This is a genomic window from Janthinobacterium sp. (genome assembly GCF_009923995.1).
In the GTDB taxonomy this organism is placed as follows: Bacteria; Pseudomonadota; Gammaproteobacteria; order Burkholderiales; family Burkholderiaceae_D; genus Janthinobacterium.
Window position 1 is genome coordinate 57447 of sequence record NZ_RFSK01000030.1, and the last position, 14767, is coordinate 72213.

16 protein-coding genes are annotated in these 14767 nt (G+C 65.5%); 7 read left to right on the top strand and 9 right to left on the bottom strand.

Going from position 1 to position 14767, the window contains the following annotated elements; genetic code table 11:
* Positions 1–68 precede the first annotated feature (68 nt).
* From EBS11_RS15990 to EBS11_RS16000, 3 genes are all read right to left on the bottom strand, one after another.
* On the bottom strand, positions 69–542 hold the full coding sequence (locus tag EBS11_RS15990) for a hypothetical protein (protein WP_290604304.1): 474 nt from the start codon (positions 540–542) through the stop codon (positions 69–71).
* A gap of 80 nt (positions 543–622) precedes the next feature.
* Positions 623–1894, bottom strand: coding sequence for a DEAD/DEAH box helicase (locus EBS11_RS15995; protein ID WP_290604306.1), 1272 nt, complete (start codon positions 1892–1894; stop codon positions 623–625).
* A gap of 218 nt (positions 1895–2112) precedes the next feature.
* Positions 2113–3171 carry a DUF4105 domain-containing protein gene (locus EBS11_RS16000; protein WP_290604308.1) on the bottom strand — a complete coding sequence of 353 codons (1059 nt, stop codon included), beginning with the start codon at positions 3169–3171 and terminating at the stop codon, positions 2113–2115.
* A gap of 179 nt (positions 3172–3350) precedes the next feature.
* On the opposite strand from EBS11_RS16000, the gene EBS11_RS16005 reads away from it, so the two are divergent.
* Positions 3351–4055, top strand: a complete 705-nt coding sequence (locus EBS11_RS16005) for a hypothetical protein (RefSeq protein WP_290604309.1) — start codon at positions 3351–3353, stop codon at positions 4053–4055.
* 41 nt (positions 4056–4096) lie between these two features.
* Positions 4097–4459 (top strand): glyoxalase superfamily protein, encoded by a 363-nt coding sequence (locus EBS11_RS16010; RefSeq protein ID WP_290604311.1) that lies wholly within the window; start codon positions 4097–4099, stop codon positions 4457–4459.
* A 3-nt stretch (positions 4460–4462) separates the two neighbouring features.
* Here the strand turns inward: EBS11_RS16010 and EBS11_RS16015 are convergent, their stop codons facing one another.
* Complete coding sequence (locus EBS11_RS16015; protein WP_290604313.1) at positions 4463–5632, bottom strand: mandelate racemase/muconate lactonizing enzyme family protein; 1170 nt, start codon at positions 5630–5632, stop codon at positions 4463–4465.
* Between the two features lie 99 nt (positions 5633–5731).
* Here EBS11_RS16015 and EBS11_RS16020 point away from each other — a divergent pair, with 99 nt between their 5' ends.
* Both EBS11_RS16020 and motA read left to right on the top strand, forming a co-directional pair.
* A complete protein-coding gene (locus EBS11_RS16020; protein ID WP_290604314.1) occupies positions 5732–6652 on the top strand; it encodes a LysR family transcriptional regulator in 921 nt (306 codons plus the stop codon).
* A 42-nt stretch (positions 6653–6694) separates the two neighbouring features.
* Positions 6695–7558 (top strand): flagellar motor stator protein MotA, encoded by an 864-nt coding sequence (motA, locus tag EBS11_RS16025; RefSeq protein ID WP_290604316.1) that lies wholly within the window; start codon positions 6695–6697, stop codon positions 7556–7558.
* A 164-nt stretch (positions 7559–7722) separates the two neighbouring features.
* Here the strand turns inward: motA and EBS11_RS16030 are convergent, their stop codons facing one another.
* Positions 7723–9540 carry a DUF4153 domain-containing protein gene (locus EBS11_RS16030; RefSeq protein ID WP_290604318.1) on the bottom strand — a complete coding sequence of 606 codons (1818 nt, stop codon included), beginning with the start codon at positions 9538–9540 and terminating at the stop codon, positions 7723–7725.
* A 102-nt stretch (positions 9541–9642) separates the two neighbouring features.
* Positions 9643–10080 carry a hypothetical protein gene (locus EBS11_RS16035; protein ID WP_290604320.1) on the bottom strand — a complete coding sequence of 146 codons (438 nt, stop codon included), beginning with the start codon at positions 10078–10080 and terminating at the stop codon, positions 9643–9645.
* Positions 10081–10161: 81 nt separating this feature from the next.
* On the opposite strand from EBS11_RS16035, the gene EBS11_RS16040 reads away from it, so the two are divergent.
* Together EBS11_RS16040 and EBS11_RS16045 are read left to right on the top strand one after the other, a co-directional pair.
* On the top strand, positions 10162–10545 hold the full coding sequence (locus EBS11_RS16040; RefSeq protein WP_290604322.1) for a MerR family transcriptional regulator: 384 nt from the start codon (positions 10162–10164) through the stop codon (positions 10543–10545).
* Positions 10532–10951: a DUF4952 domain-containing protein gene (locus EBS11_RS16045; protein WP_290604324.1), complete on the top strand. Its 420-nt coding sequence runs from the start codon at positions 10532–10534 to the stop codon at positions 10949–10951. The genes EBS11_RS16040 and EBS11_RS16045 overlap by 14 nt, the downstream gene beginning before the upstream one ends.
* Positions 10952–11009: 58 nt before the next feature.
* Here EBS11_RS16045 and EBS11_RS16050 read toward each other — a convergent pair whose 3' ends face one another.
* From EBS11_RS16050 to EBS11_RS16060, 3 genes are all read right to left on the bottom strand, one after another.
* Positions 11010–11651: a choice-of-anchor C family protein gene (locus EBS11_RS16050; protein ID WP_290604326.1), complete on the bottom strand. Its 642-nt coding sequence runs from the start codon at positions 11649–11651 to the stop codon at positions 11010–11012.
* A 185-nt stretch (positions 11652–11836) separates the two neighbouring features.
* Positions 11837–12331, bottom strand: coding sequence for a ribonuclease E activity regulator RraA (gene rraA, locus EBS11_RS16055; RefSeq protein ID WP_290604328.1), 495 nt, complete (start codon positions 12329–12331; stop codon positions 11837–11839).
* A gap of 41 nt (positions 12332–12372) precedes the next feature.
* Positions 12373–13617 (bottom strand): MFS transporter, encoded by a 1245-nt coding sequence (locus EBS11_RS16060; RefSeq protein ID WP_290604330.1) that lies wholly within the window; start codon positions 13615–13617, stop codon positions 12373–12375.
* 100 nt (positions 13618–13717) lie between these two features.
* On the opposite strand from EBS11_RS16060, the gene EBS11_RS16065 reads away from it, so the two are divergent.
* Positions 13718–14518, top strand: a complete 801-nt coding sequence (locus tag EBS11_RS16065) for a helix-turn-helix transcriptional regulator (RefSeq protein WP_290604332.1) — start codon at positions 13718–13720, stop codon at positions 14516–14518.
* The last annotated feature ends 249 nt before the right edge of the window (positions 14519–14767 follow it).

Here is a 14767-nt window from a genome sequence, read left to right on the forward strand (position 1 = left end):
CTTCTTTGCCTAAAATTATACGACTAATTATTCCCTTGCGGCACTAATCTCGGGCCGCGCCGCCATGCTCATGCGCGAGCCGGACACGGCATGTCGCGGTAGAACACAAAGCCGCCCAGGCCGATGGCATCCGTGTCCGCCTTCACGCCGTACACCAGCGTGTTTTTCTTGCCATCGATGCGCAGCAGATTCTTGTGCAGGACAATCTGCGCATGCGACAACTCCAGCGAGGGCGTGGGCGCCAGCTGCAGGCTCAGCTCGGCGGTGGCGGGATCATAGGTCCAGCGGCCCGGATTGAAGAAGGCGAAGCCGCCGTCGAAGCGCAGGCTGCCATCCTTGAACTGGGTCAGGCAAATGCCGGGAAATTCGCTGGGCGGGTTGTACCAGGTGGCGGCCACGGCGGCATTGGCCGGCGCCTTGCCCGGCATCTGCATGCCGGCGCTCTCGTCCGGCTTGTCCGCTTTGCCGCCCAGGCCGGCGCAAGCGGCCAGCGCCAGCGCGCAAGCCATGGCGCCCGCGCGCGTGATGATCTTCATGTGCATACCGTCCCCTTGCTTTATAGAAACACAATCTTACGGCGGGACGGCTGGCCGTTCAAGCGGCCAGCGCACATAAGGGCGATTTAGTTGTCGCCGCTGCCCTCGGCAGACTGGGCCGCCCTGGCCGCCGCTTCGCGCAATTTGTCCTTTTTACTCTTGCGCGCGCCCTTCACGCCGCCGTTCACCGTATCCGTGGCGGGGTTGACGGGCGTGGGCAGCTCCGTCGGCTCGAAGCCGGCCACCACTTCGCGCACGATGCGCAAGTCGTTGCGGTTTTCGATCAGGCGGAAATGCGCTTCCGTATCGGCCGTCACGAAGCTGACCGCCGTGCCGCTCTCGCCGGCGCGGCCCGTGCGGCCGATGCGGTGCGTGTAATCGACGGCGGAACGGGGCAAGTCGTAGTTGACGACGGCCGGCAGGCCGGCGATGTCGATGCCGCGCGCGGCCACGTCCGTGGCCACCAGCACCTGCAGGCGGCCCGCCTTGAAGTCGGCCAGCAGCTGGCTGCGCGTGCCCTGGCTGAATTCGCCATGGAAGGCGCCCACGTGCAGGCCCGCGCGCTGCAGCTTGTCGGCCACGTGCTCGGCCGCGTACTTGGTGGCGACGAAGACCAGCACGCGCTCCCACTGGTGCTGCAGGATCAGGTAGCGCAGCAGTTGCGTGCGGCGCGGCACGTCCACCGTGATGGCGCGCTGGACGATGTCAGGCTTGTCCTGCGGCTCGGACGCCACCTCGATGCGCACGGGGTCCGCCAGCAGGCTGTCGGCCAGCGCCTGCACGCTGTCGGGGAAGGTGGCGGAAAAGAACAGGTTCTGGCGTTTCGCCGGCAACAGCGCCAGGATGGCGTTGATTTCTTCGCTGAAGCCCATGTCGAGCAGGCGGTCCGCTTCATCCAGGACGAAGAGCGACACGCCGCCCAATTTGACGGCATTCTGGCGCACCAGGTCCAGCAGGCGGCCCGGGGTGGCGACGACGATATCTGCGCCGCCGCGCAAATCCATCATCTGCGGATTGATCGACACGCCGCCGAACAGCACGGAAATCTTCAGCTTGACGGGCAGCGGCTTGGCCAGCGCGTGCACCGTCTGCCCCACCTGCGCCGCCAGTTCGCGCGTCGGCACGAGGATCAGCGCGCGCACCTGGCGCGGGCCGGCGGCGGGCGCCATCAGCGCCTGCAGCAGCGGCAGCGCGTAGGCGGCCGTCTTGCCCGAGCCCGTCTGCGCGGCGCCCAGCACGTCGCTGCCGCGCAGGATGGCGGGAATGGCGGCCGCCTGGATGGCCGTCGGCGCGGCATAGCCGGCCTTGTCAACGGCACGGACCAGGGCGGGAATCAGACCCAGGGAGGAAAATGGCATAGCGGGCCTTCTTTATTCGTAAAGTGAGACCGGCCGCGAAAGGCGGCCGGTCGGAATAGCGACAGTATAAGGCAATGACCGTTAACACCCAACCAAACCTGCTGCGCGTCGGCACAGGCGGCCTGCGATGCTCACTGTACTATTCGTACAGTTCCGCTTCTCGGCCACCTCGTCCTTCCGCTCGCTACGGTTTGATTGGGCGTCGTTGCGACAATAAATCATTGCCTGGGCATTTGCAGCTGCGGGTAGCCCGCTTCATCGTAGCCCGGCATGCCGCGCCGGATGGCGTGCGAGAAGTCGGGGTCGTCATTCGCTGCCCGCGCGCGCGCCGTGATGTGGCCCCCGTCGCGCAGCTGCTGGAAGGCCAGGCCGGGCACCAGGCCCTTCACGTCGTACAGGTAGCGGTCCAGGTAGCCGGACACGAGCAGGCGGTAATCGACGGGCAGGCCCGGCACGATGCGGCGCACCATCTCGAAGACGATGGTGGTGCAGTTGGCCGTCAGGGTGTTGTAGAACTGCGGCTGGCGCTTCAGCGATTCCGCCTCGTCCAGGTAGGCGAGGAACAGCGAGCGCATGGCCGCCTTGGGCATCATCACGCGGTACAGATGCATGTCCTCGCCCCGCGCATTCGTGCGCACGCGCAGGATGTCGCGCTCGTCGGCGGCCACCAGGCTCATCTCGAAATGCTTGAAGAAGCCGCCGATGGCGGAAAAGCTTTCGCCCTTTTCCTTGCGGATTTCGATGGAAAACGTCAGGAAGCGCCCGTCCGCAAAGCCGAACGAGATCAGGGTGTGCGCGATCAGTGGCCCCGTCCAGTACGACAGGGCCGCGTCCACCGTGCGCAGCTCGTCGAGGTTGTAGCTGCGCTGTTCCCACTTGACCGTGTAGTCGTCGTCGCTGCGCCAGTCGAAGTTGCGCACGTTCTCCAGGGTGACGATGCTGCCCTTCACGCTGCCCGTGACATTGCGCGCCACGTCGTCGGCCCACACGCGCTGCTGTTTCGGCATGATCAGGCTCCACCACAGCAACAACAGGAGAAAGCCGGCCGCATACGGCAGCAGCACGCGCGCGTCGCCGCGCATCCACCACAGCACGGCGCTGGCCACGCCCAGCGCGCCCCACAGCAGGGCGCCGATGCCTTGCGCGGCCACGCCCCCCGCCAACTGGTACCACAGCGCCAGGGCGCCCCACAGGGCAGTCAACAGGAGAATCAGGGTCACGGCCATTTTGCCGATGGTGCCCAGCACGGAGCGGGCACGGTGTGATAAGAAAGTCATGCCGTAATTATAGGGGCAAGCGCGCCACCCCATGCATTCAGGCAAGCGGTGTGCAGGCGGACAAGCGCGAAACATTGCTTGCCTGCCAATTTATTTCATGCGAGTATCTTATCCAAATAAAATGTATAGACAAGACGGGCCATCCGCGCGGCCACGCCTTGCCACGTCCAGGAGACACCTTGCAGCTCCCTTCCCTCTACGCCGTCGCCGGCAGCCTCAATTCCCTCTTCATCGTCGTCAGCCTGTATGGCCTGTGGTCGCAGCTGGCAAAAATCTGGCGGCGCAAGCGCGATGCAGGCATCGGCGCCGGCAAGACGACGGACATCCTTTCCATCAACCAGTTCACCGTCAGCTTCCTCGCGTATTGCGCCTTCTTCGTGTACGGCTATTCGATCACGCCGTTCAACCATTACATCGTCTGGCCCCGTTTGATCGCCTCGCTGATCGCGCTGGCCATCCTGGTCGAGATCGACCGCGACCGCCGCAGTTTGACATCGCGCAATGCGCTGCTGGCCTGCGCGCTGCTGCTGGGCGCGGGCGTGGCGGGCATGGCTTTCGGCGCCACCTTCACGGATGAAAAGCGGCTGGTGTCGCAAAGCCTGATCGTCGCCGTCACGGTGCTGCTGGCGCAGGGCTATGCGCACCAGATCCGCCTGATCTGGCGCTCGGGCAGGACGGGCGCCGTGTCCCTGAAAATGAGCCAGTTCATCCTTGCCATGGATGCCAGCACCATCTTCTTTGCCTGCGTCATGGGACTGAAAACAGGCTGGCCCCTGCTGCTGCTCGCCTGCGTCAGCGCGACGACCAAGCTGGTCATCATGTGGCTGTTCCGCTGGGAACAGACCAGCCCCGCCGCGCGCGTGAAGCGGCAGGCGCCGGCCTGACGCTAGAATGGCGCTATCGCCACCTTCCTGAAAGGCCCGCCATGCAACTGTCCCCCGCCATCCCCATCCTGCGCAGCTTTTCCGAAGACAAGGCGCGCGAGTTCTACCTCGGCTTCCTCGGTTTCACGCTGGACTGGGAGCACCGCTTCGCGCCCACGGCCCCCCTGTACCTGCAGGTGACGCGGGGCGGGCTCGTGCTGCACCTGAGTGAGCACTACGGCGACGCCACGCCCGGCGCGGCGCTGCTGCTCCCCGTCGACGACATCGCCGCCCTGCACGCGGAACTGCAGGCGAAGGATTACCCGTTTGCGCGGCCCGGCATCCGCGACGAGGACTGGGGCCGCATCCTGGAAGTGGCGGACCCGTTCGGCAACCGCCTGCGCTTCTGGCAGCGCAGCGCCTAGCCCTTACTGGCCGCTCAAGGCGCGCATTTCCGCATACAGGTTGGCCTTGCCCTCGAAGCCGATGCCGACCAGGTCCGGCATGGTAATGTGGCCGTTTTCCACGCGCACGCCGTCGGGGAAGCCGCCGAAGGGCTGGAACAGGTCCGGGTAGGATTCATTGCCGCCCAGGCCCAGGCCCGCCGCGATATTCAGGGACATCTGGTGGCCGCCGTGCGGGATGCAGCGGCTGCGCGACCAGCCATGCTGGTGCAGCATGTCCATGGTGCGCAGGTATTCCACCAGGCCGTAGCTGAGGGCGCAGTCGAACTGCAGCCAGTCGCGGTCGGCGCGCATGCCGCCATAGCGGATCAGGTTGCGCGCATCCTGCATGGAAAACAGGTTCTCGCCCGTCGCCATGGGCTTGTCGTAATAGCTGCGCAGGGTGGCCTGCAGCTCGAAGTCGAGCGGGTCGCCCGCCTCCTCGTACCAGAACAGGTCGTACTGGCGCAGCGCCTTGGCGTAGGCGATCGACGTATCGAGGTCGAAGCGTCCGTTGGCGTCCACGCACAGCTTCTGGCCATCCTGCAGCACCTCCATGATGGCGTCGATGCGGCGCAAATCCTCGTCCAGCGAAGCGCCGCCGATCTTCTTCTTGACCACCGTGTAGCCGCGGTCGACATAGCTGCGCATCTCGTCCTGCAGGGCGGACAGGCTCTGGCCCGGATAATAATAGCCGCCGGCCGCGTACACGAACACCTGCTTGTCGGGCGCGCCCGTGCCGTGGCGCTCGGCCAGCAGCTGGAACAGTGGCTTGCGCTCGATCTTCGCCACGGCATCCCAGATGGCCATGTCGATGGTGCCGATGGCCACCGAGCGCTCGCCGTGGCCGCCCGGCTTTTCATTGGTGTACATGCAGTCCCACACCTTGTGCGGGTCGAGGTTGCTGCCGTCGTCCGTGACGAGGCTGGCGGGATCGGCATCGAGGATGCGGGGGATGAAACGCTCGCGCATCAGCATGCCCTGGCCGTAGCGGCCATTCGAATTGAAGCCGTAGCCGACGACGGGCTTGCCGTCGCGCATCACGTCCGTGATGACGGCCACCAGGCTCAGGGTCATCTTCGTGAAATCGATGTAGGCGTTGCGGATGGGGGATGAAATGGGAATGGTCTTTTCGCGGATTTCAACGATTTTCATGGGGGTCTCCTGGGGATGAAAACAAGGACATCAGCTTACCCGCGAATGGAAGTCATATAATCGACTGCAATTTAAACCATTCTTCACTTCAGGTTAATAATGAAAAGCGACGCCACCACGGAAATGGCTTTCTTTGTGCTGCTGGCCAAGCTGGGCAGCCTGTCGGCCACGGCGCGCGAGCTGGGCATCACGCCGCCTGCCGTCAGCAAGCGATTGCTACTGATGGAGCAGCGCCTGGGCGTGCGCCTCTTGAACCGCAGCACGCGGCGCATCAGCCTGACGGGCGATGGCGAAAGTTATTTGCAACAGGCGCGGCAGATTCTCGACGATATCCGCGCCATGGAAGAGTCGCTGACCAGCGGCAGCGCGGAGCCGCGCGGCCTGCTGCGCGTGAATGCCACCCTGGGCTTCGGCCGCACGGTGATCGCGCCCCTGCTGTCGCAATTCGCCCTGCGCCACCCGCAGCTGGAAGTGCAGCTGCAGCTGACGGACAGCCCCATCAACCTCGTCGAGCAGGCCTACGACCTGGGCATCCGCTTCGGCGACCTGCCCGACACGCGGCTGTCGGCGCGCAAGATCATGTCGAACCGGCGCTTCCTGTGCGCCTCGCCCGCCTACCTGCAGGCGCACGGCACGCCGCAGTCCCCCGACGAGCTGGCCCGCCACCGCTGCATCGTGCACCGGCAGAACGACGACGCCTACGGCATCTGGCGCCTGAGCCGTGGCCGCGCCACGCACACGGTGAAGGTGCGCGGCACGGTGGCCAGCAACGATGGCGACGTGGTGCTGGGCTGGGCCCTGGACGGCCACGGCATCCTGCTGCGCTCGGAATGGGACCTGGCCCGCTACCTCGACAGCGGCCGCCTGCGCGTGGTGCTGGCCGACTACACCCTGGCGCCGGCCGACCTGTACGCCTACTACCCCAGCCGCCACCAACTGCCCGCCAAAGTGCGCGCTTTTATCAATTTTCTCGGCCAGCGCCTGCAGCCGGACGGGGCCACGGGGAGCGAATCAGGTTAAACTATAATATTGCGATATGGCAATATTATGAGGGAGTAAGTTTTGCTAGTCATACTCGGATTTATCGTCGTGCTGTTTTCCGTCTTCGGCGGCTTCGCCATGCAGGGGGGCCATCTGGGCGCCCTGTTCCAGCCGCTGGAGCTGCTGATGATCGGCGGCGCCGCGCTGGGCACCTTCTTTGTCGGCAACGACGCCAAGGCCATCCGCGCCACGTTCGCCGCCATCCCCACCCTGTTCCACGGCGCGCAATACACGAAGGCCCGCTACATGGAACTGATGGGGCTGATGTATGAAATCCTCAGCAAGATCCGCAAGGAAGGCCTGATGTCCGTCGAGGACGATATCGACGATCCCTACCGCAGCCCCATCTTCGTGAAATACCCGTACACGCTCGGCGACGAGCACATCCTGGAGTTCATCACCGATTATCTGCGCCTGATGGTGTCGGGCAATATGGACGCCTACCAGATCGAAAACCTGATGGATAACGAAATCGAAACCCACCACGAAGATGCGGAAATGCCGATCCAGACGATTTCGCAGCTGGCCGACGCCATGCCCGCCTTCGGCATCGTCGCCGCCGTGATGGGCGTGGTGCATACCATGGCGTCCGTGGGCTTGCCGCCCGCCGAGCTGGGCGTGCTGATCGCGCAGGCGCTGGTGGGCACCTTCATCGGCATCCTGCTGGCCTACGGCTTCATCGCGCCGCTGGCCAGCTTGCTGCGCCGCAAGCACCATGAAACGGCAAAGATGTACCAGTGCGTGAAAGTCACCCTGCTGGCCAGCCTGAACGGCTACGCGCCGGCGCTGGCCGTGGAATTCGGCCGCAAGGTCATTTCCGCCACGGAACGCCCCTCGTTCAGCGAACTGGAAAACCACGTGCGCCAGGTGCGCACGAAGAACTAGGCGCGCCGGTTGCCCCTTTCCCCCACCAAGGAAGCGGATGGCCACCTGTGGAACCTGGTCTGGACGGCGCCTGAAGCCTGAGGCGTCGGCCGACGGCGAGCGTCCAGGCTGGCGCGGCGCAGGGATGATTTCCATGACGGCGCGCCAGCCTTGCTCCCCGCCCTTTACTGGCCCGGCGCCGCTTCCTCGGGGCAGCTGACCTCTTCCTCCTGCGTGTACAGGGTCATCGGCACGCGCTGGCCATCGACTTCCAGTTCGCGCACCTTGGGCGGCACCAGCTGGAATTCGCCCGCCTGCAGCTTTTCACGCAGGGGCTTGCAGCGCAGGGCGTCCGTGGGGATTTGCCCCCGCGCATACCAGCTGCCATCGTCCTTCTCCGCCAGCAAGACCGACGAGGCGCGCGGATCATTACTGATCAGCAACACTTCCTCCTTGCCGTCGCCGTCGAAATCGAGCAGGTAGGCGTCGCACTGCTGCCCTGCCCGTTTCAGGCAGGCGGGCAGGCGCCAGGCGGGACCGACTTGCGTCCAGTCCTGGCGCAGGAAGCTTTCCGGCAGTTTCGCCGTCGCCGGGCGCAGGGTCAGGTTGATGGACACGTCGCTCAGGGCGCCCGTCTCGTCGAGGCGGTTCTGGCGCTTGAGCATGGCTTCGGCGCGGGCCCGCACGATGGCCGCGTCCGGCCCCGTCGTGCGTTTCGTCAATTCCTGCAAGGCCGCCTGACCATAGCGCGCTCCCTCGAAGCGCAGGTATTCGAAGTCGAACTTGTCCACGCCCACCTTGCCGCTGTCCAGCCGCGCCATCTGGCTGGCCACGGAGATGCGCGCCGGGTCCGCCAGCGGAGAGAACAGGGCGAACAGCACCAGCAGGGTGACGAAGGCCGTAGCCACGTTGACGTTGGCGATCAGGTGCAGCCAGTCGCCATACTTGCTGGCCGCCCAGGCATAGCCGACGGCGTAGCAGGTGGCGATCAGCAGGCAGGCGGCCGCGATCAGGCGGTCGGCCGTCCAGCCATGCGACATCACGCGCAGGGTCAGGGCATAGATGGCGATGCCCACCACCCACGGCAGCAGCAGGCAGGCCAGGCGCGTGCCCAGGCGGATGCCGCGCGCCACGCCATGGCCCACTTCGCCGTTCTGGAAGGCGGCATTGATCAGCACCACCAGCACGCCCGCCATGCCCAGCAGCACGGACGCCGCATGGCGCGTGGCCCACAGGCGCTCGAAGCCGATGAATGGCAGGGTCAGCAGGAAGCCCGAGACGAGCACGGCGGCGATCGGCATCAGCCACGACAGCAGCACCAGCAGCAGGGTGCGGATGCCGCGCACGATGGACGGGCGCACGTCCGTGATATGGATGGCAAACGAAAAGGCGAAGCAGATGACGGGGATCACGAACCACGCCTGGCCCAGCAATTTCTTCAGGAAACCGAGCTTGATCAGCAGGAACAGCTGCCCGCCCAGCCACAGCACCAGCCACAGGCCCAGCACGAACAGCAGGGAAAACAGCAGCTGGATGCCCAGCTTCCAGGCGATCTCGAAATACGTGGGATAGCGGGCGATGCGCTGGCCATCCTGGGCGCTGGCCAGCACCAGCGCGTGGGCGATATAGAAGCCCACCACGCTGAAACCGAATAACTGCGCGGAAATGACGCGCAGGGGCGCGCCCGGCTTGTAGTTGCCCCAGATGACGTGCTCGGCGCCGCGCGCCACGTCATGCCAGGCCAGCACGGCCATCACGACGCCGGCGCCCGCCATCCACAGGGCGATGCGCCTGGCCGACATGTGGCCCAGGCTGGACACGAGCAGGATGGGCAGCAGCAGGCTGACCAGCATCAGCGGTCCCAGCAGGTAGGCTTCCGTGGCGGGCCACACCTTGTCCTGCGCCGTGCTGTACAGCCAGTACAGCAGCAAGCCTTGCAGCAGGCCCGTCACCAGGCGCGTCACCGCGATGCGCGGCGCCACCACCGGATCGAGCAAAGCCATGTTTTTTCCAGCGGCATCCTGCTGCATAGTCATTCCCTTAATAGTCGTTCATTGCAGCCATTGTTGCACTGCGAGCACGAGCATTATTGCATTTCGTTATCGTCATCTCAACAACGATTCGTGCGGCTGCCCTGCCCCCGCGCCTGCGCCGCGGCGCAGCGGCAGGCTCTGCGCCACGCCCCAGGCCAGCTCCGGCACGAGGAACAGCCACAGCAGGGGCTGGCCCGTCACCAGCAGCGCCCACGCCATCCAGGTGGAAAACAGGTAGCGGGCCGCCGCGTCGTAGCGGCCGAAGCGCAGCGCCGGATCGCGCAGGCGCAGCACCGACCAGACCATCACCACGCTGCCCATCATGCTGCTGATGAGCAAATGCAGGGGTTCGAAGTGGGGCAGCGGCGCGCCGCCCAGGCCCACGTTGAGGGCGTTCAAGTGTTCGCGCAGGAGCAGAAACGTCCACGGCGTGACAAACGGGACCGTCATGAGCACATCGTAGATGGCGCTGGCGCGCACCAGGCGGCGGAAAGCGGAAACGGACAACATGGGAACTCCTGTCGAATGGAAAGCGCCCATTCTCAAGCCTGGAGTACACTCCATGGTCAAGCATTTTATGAAGGAATTCCCATGCAGATCGGCGAGATGGCGCAGGCGACGGGCTTGAGCCGCGATACCCTGCGCTTCTATGAAAAACGGGGCTTGCTGCGCGCGCGGCGCGGCGCGAACGGCTACCGCGACTACCCGCCCGAGGCGGCGGACTGGCTGCGCTACCTGCGCACGGCGCAGCAGCTGGGCTTTACGCTGGCCGAAATCGAGGCCGACATGCCGCTGCTGGCCAGCGCCGGCGATCCCGCCACGGCGGAACTGCTGCGAGCGGCGCTGTCGCGCAAGCTGGGCGATATCGATGCGCGCATCGCGGGCTTGACGCAGTTGCGGGGCGAACTGGTGCGGCGGATGGGGCCGGCGGCGGCCGATTGTCCCTTGCGTGGAGATGCCGATGCGGCCCGCTAGATGGCTGCCGTGGCTATTCCTGCTGGGTGCGGGCGGCGCGCAGGCCGCGCCCCTGGCCTGCGGCGACTTTTTGTCCCGGCTGGGCAAGAAGCCCCCGTACCTCGTCTACGAGGGTTGCCAGCAAAACAGGGAGCGCCAGGACCAGCCCTTCGAAGCCCGCTACGCAGTCGATGGCAAGCATGCGCGGCAGGCGGAAGCGTACCTGCGGCGCGCGTATGGCTTGCCCAGGCTCCAGCGTTATTGCTGCATGTGGGACAGCACGCGCCACTCCTGGCGCGACCGCCGCACGGGCTACGCTTACGCCATGTTCATGGCCACGGGGGAAACGCTGGTGCGCACGCGGGCCGACTGGCCGCGGATCGAGCGCTTCGTGATCCAGGTCGACGGTTACGCGCACGACCCCTGAACGGCAAAAAACCGCCCGTGCGACGCAGCAGGCGGTTTGATCGCGGACAAAAGCAGGCTTACTTGGCGGCCTTGCGGCGGCGCAGGAAACCCATCAGGCCCAGGCCGGCCAGCAGCATGGCATAGGTTTCCGGTTCCGGCACGGCAGCCATGACGGCCACGTTGTCGATGACGGCGCCCGAGTAATTGTCGAACGGCGTGCCGGCCTTGGCGGCGCTGGCAAACGACAGGGTCGCCAGGCCCGTGGAAGCGGCCGTGAAGCTCAGCGTGTTGCTGTACAAGGTGTTCGAGGCGGCAGCCGTCGAATAGAAGTTCTGCGCCACGCCGCCGAAGTTGACGGCCACGCCCTGGCCTGCCGGTCCGCCCGGATTGCGCGCCATGTCAAAGCTCAGGTTATAGGTTTGGCCGGCAACGACGTTGAAAGTTTGCGACAGGAAACCAGGACCAGGCGTGCCCAGCATGTCGATGCTGTAGCCGTTGATGGCGTTGTAGGCATTGCGGATCAGGTCGACGGACGTGGCGCCCACGGTCCAGCCCGTAATCGCGGACGAGCCATTGTTGACCACTTGAAAGCCGCTGGAAAACGTGGAGCCCGGCGCGACGGCTTCAAAATCGCCATTCGTGATCAGGTTGACGGGGCTGGCGCTGGCGCTGGCGGCAGCAAACAGGGCGACAACTGCGGCGATGGTGGCGATTTTCATGATCAGTTTTTCCTTGCCTGATTGATATTAAAGTTACCTTAAGTGAAATCATATCGCAGCTTTGACGGAAATCAAAGAACTTTGCAAAAATATATTGAATGTGGACGATTTGTAACGTTTAAGCGTGGTGGCGCAGCAAAAAAAAAACGCGCCGGGCGGCGCGTTGCAGGGGGCGGTTGCGGCAGTCAGTCGAGTTCCTGGCGCGCCACCAGGATGCCGTCCGCGTCCGCATAGATCCAGTCACCGGGCTGCACGGCCACGCCGCTGATTTCCACGCGCACGTCGCGCTGGCCGGCGCCCGTCTTGCCGCTCTTGCGCGGGTGCGTGGCCAGGGCGCGCACGCCGATCTGGCAGACATTGATTTCCTCGCTGTCGCGGATGCAGCCGTGCACGACGATGCCGGCCCAGCCATTGCCTTCCGCCAGCACGCCCAGCTGGCCGCCCACCAGCGCGCGGCGCAGGCTGCCGCCGCCGTCGATCACCAGCACATGGCCCTGCCCCGGCGCTTCCAGGGTGCTGCGCACGAGGGCATTGTCTTCAAACACTTGCAAGGTGGTGGCGGGGCCGCTGAAACGCACGCGCTGGCCAAAGGCGCGGTACACGGGCGGCAACACGGCCAGCGTGCCATCGTCCAGCATGGCCGCATAGTCGTCGCACAGGTCGGTGGTGGCAAAAGTCATGCTCGCTCCCTTCAGTAAGATGGTGTCCGATGGCAACGATTCTATGCCTTTTGCAGCGCCGCGGCACGCGTTTTACCGCCCACCCCCACGGCCGTGGCGATCGCCAGCGCCTGGAACACGCCGATGAAGACGAACAGCAGGGCCGGATGGTCGCCATCCATCAGCGCGCCAAAGAACAGGGGACCGACGGCCAGGCCGCTGTCGAGGCCGGAATACACGACGCCGTACACGCGCCCCGTGGCATTCTTCGGCGCCGCCGCCCGTATCATCAGGTCGCGCGACGGTCCCGCCACGCCGGACGTCAGGCCGATGGCGCCCATCAGCAGCACCGCGCCCCAGGCCGGCACGACGGCCATGCCCAGCAGCACGGCCAGCAGCGCGGCGGCGGAAAAGGCGATGGCCACGTTGCGGTCCGGCTGCTGGCTGCGCGCGCCCACCACGCCGCCGGCCAGCATGCCCACGGCCGAGGCCAGCATGTAGGCCGTGTAGGCGCTGGTGGCCAGCGCCAGGCTCATGCCGTACAGCTTGACGAGGGCCACGCTGGCGAAGCTCTGGATGCCGCCCAGGGCGATGGCGGTGATGAAGAAGAAGGCAAAGCACATCCACACGGCGGGCAGGCGCAAAAAGTCCAAGGTGCCTTCGCCGCCGGCGATCTGGCCCGGCGCGGCCCGTTTCACGGGTTCAGGGCGGATGGCGTGGCGGTTCAGGAACAGGACCAGCAGCACGCCGAACGGCAGCACGGCCGCGCACTGCAGGGCCACCCGCCAGTCGTAGCGGGTGGCCACGTAGGTCATGAACAGTGGCGCCAGCGCCCAGCCGATATTGCCGCTGATGCCATGCACGGAAAAGCCGTAGGCCACGCGCGCGGCCGAGACGCGCTGGTTCAGGATCGTGTAGTCGGCCGGATGAAAGACGCTGTTGCCCATGCCGGCCAGCATGGCGCCCAGCATCAGGGCCGTGTAGCTGTGGGCGGCGGACAGGGCCAACGCCGACACGCCCAGCAGGAAGACGCCGGAAAACAGCACGGCGCGCGCGCCGAAGCGGTCGACGACGAAGCCGGCCAGCGCCTGGCCCACGCCCGAGATGATGAAGAACACCGTCATCAGCAGGCCCAGTTCCGCATACGACAGGTTGAAGGCGGGCTTCAGCCAGACGAACAGGGCCGCCAGGATCAAGTGATAGAAATGCGACACGCCATGCGCCAGGCCCACCAGGCCGATGACGCGGGCATCGCTGCGCAAGGAGGGGCGCGGCGGCGGATGCGCGGGGGAGTTAGTTGTTATCATGTCATACCCTGTCTTATACTGGTGAAGCTCAAGTGTATGCAAAATACCATCGTCCGTTTTCCGACAGAACGACATAATTTATCGAATTAAGGCCAAGCTGATGGGTGTACCTATCCTCCACCATACCCGCATGTGTCCGCCACGGGAAGCGCCCAGCGCGACCATTCCCGTGACCATGATCGCGCGCGACCTGCAACCCGATGAATTTTTATTACCGCACAGCCACCCCTGGGGCCAGGTCACCATGGCGCTCGAAGGCGTGCTGCGCATCACGGCCAACAACAGCAGCTGGGTGCTGCCGCCCATGCGCGCCATCTGGATCGCGCCCAACGTGGAGCATGCCGTCACGATACTGGAAAAAACCCGCTTGCGTCCCCTGTGCATCCATGCCGCGCGCGCGCCGTTCGCGGGCCGCGACTGCAAGGTGCTGGAAGTGTCGGGACTGCTGCGCCAGCTGATCATGGCGCTGGAACAGCTCGATCCGGGCCAGGAACCGGCGCGCGAGGCGCTGCTGGCCGAGCTGATCCTCGATGAATTGAAGCGCTCGGCCACGCGCCCCATCCGCGTTCCCCTGCCGGGTGACAAACGGCTGAAAAGCCTGTGCGACAGCCTGATCGACAAGCCCGGCTCGAACCTGACCCTGGACCACTGGGCGCAGCAGGTCGGCGCCTCGGAGCGGACCCTGGCGCGGCTGTTCGAACGGGAATTGGGCATGAGCTTTGGCCAGTGGCGCCAGCAGGTGCGCCTGGCCCACGCGGCGCCCATGATCGCGCGCGGCGTGCCGCTGTCGCAGGTGGCCGAAGAGCTGGGCTACGCCAGCCAGTCGGCCTTTTCCGCCATGTTCAAGAAGACCTTCGGCAGCTCGCCGTCCGCGTTTTTTGCGCAGGGCAACAGAGTGTAATCAACTGGAAAGCGCCGATACGGCGTTCAGGGCAAGGCGCAGCGCCGCAGACAGTACGCGCCAGTACGGCAAGGCAGTGCAATGCCGCCATGGACGCTTTAGCGGTGCGCTCAACTGGAAAGCGCGCCGATACGGCGCTCAGGGCAAGGCGCAGCGCCGCAGGCAGTACGCACTAGTACGGCAAGGCGGTGCAACGCCGCCATGGGCGCTTTAGCGGTGCGCTCAACTGGAAAGCGCGCCGATACGGCG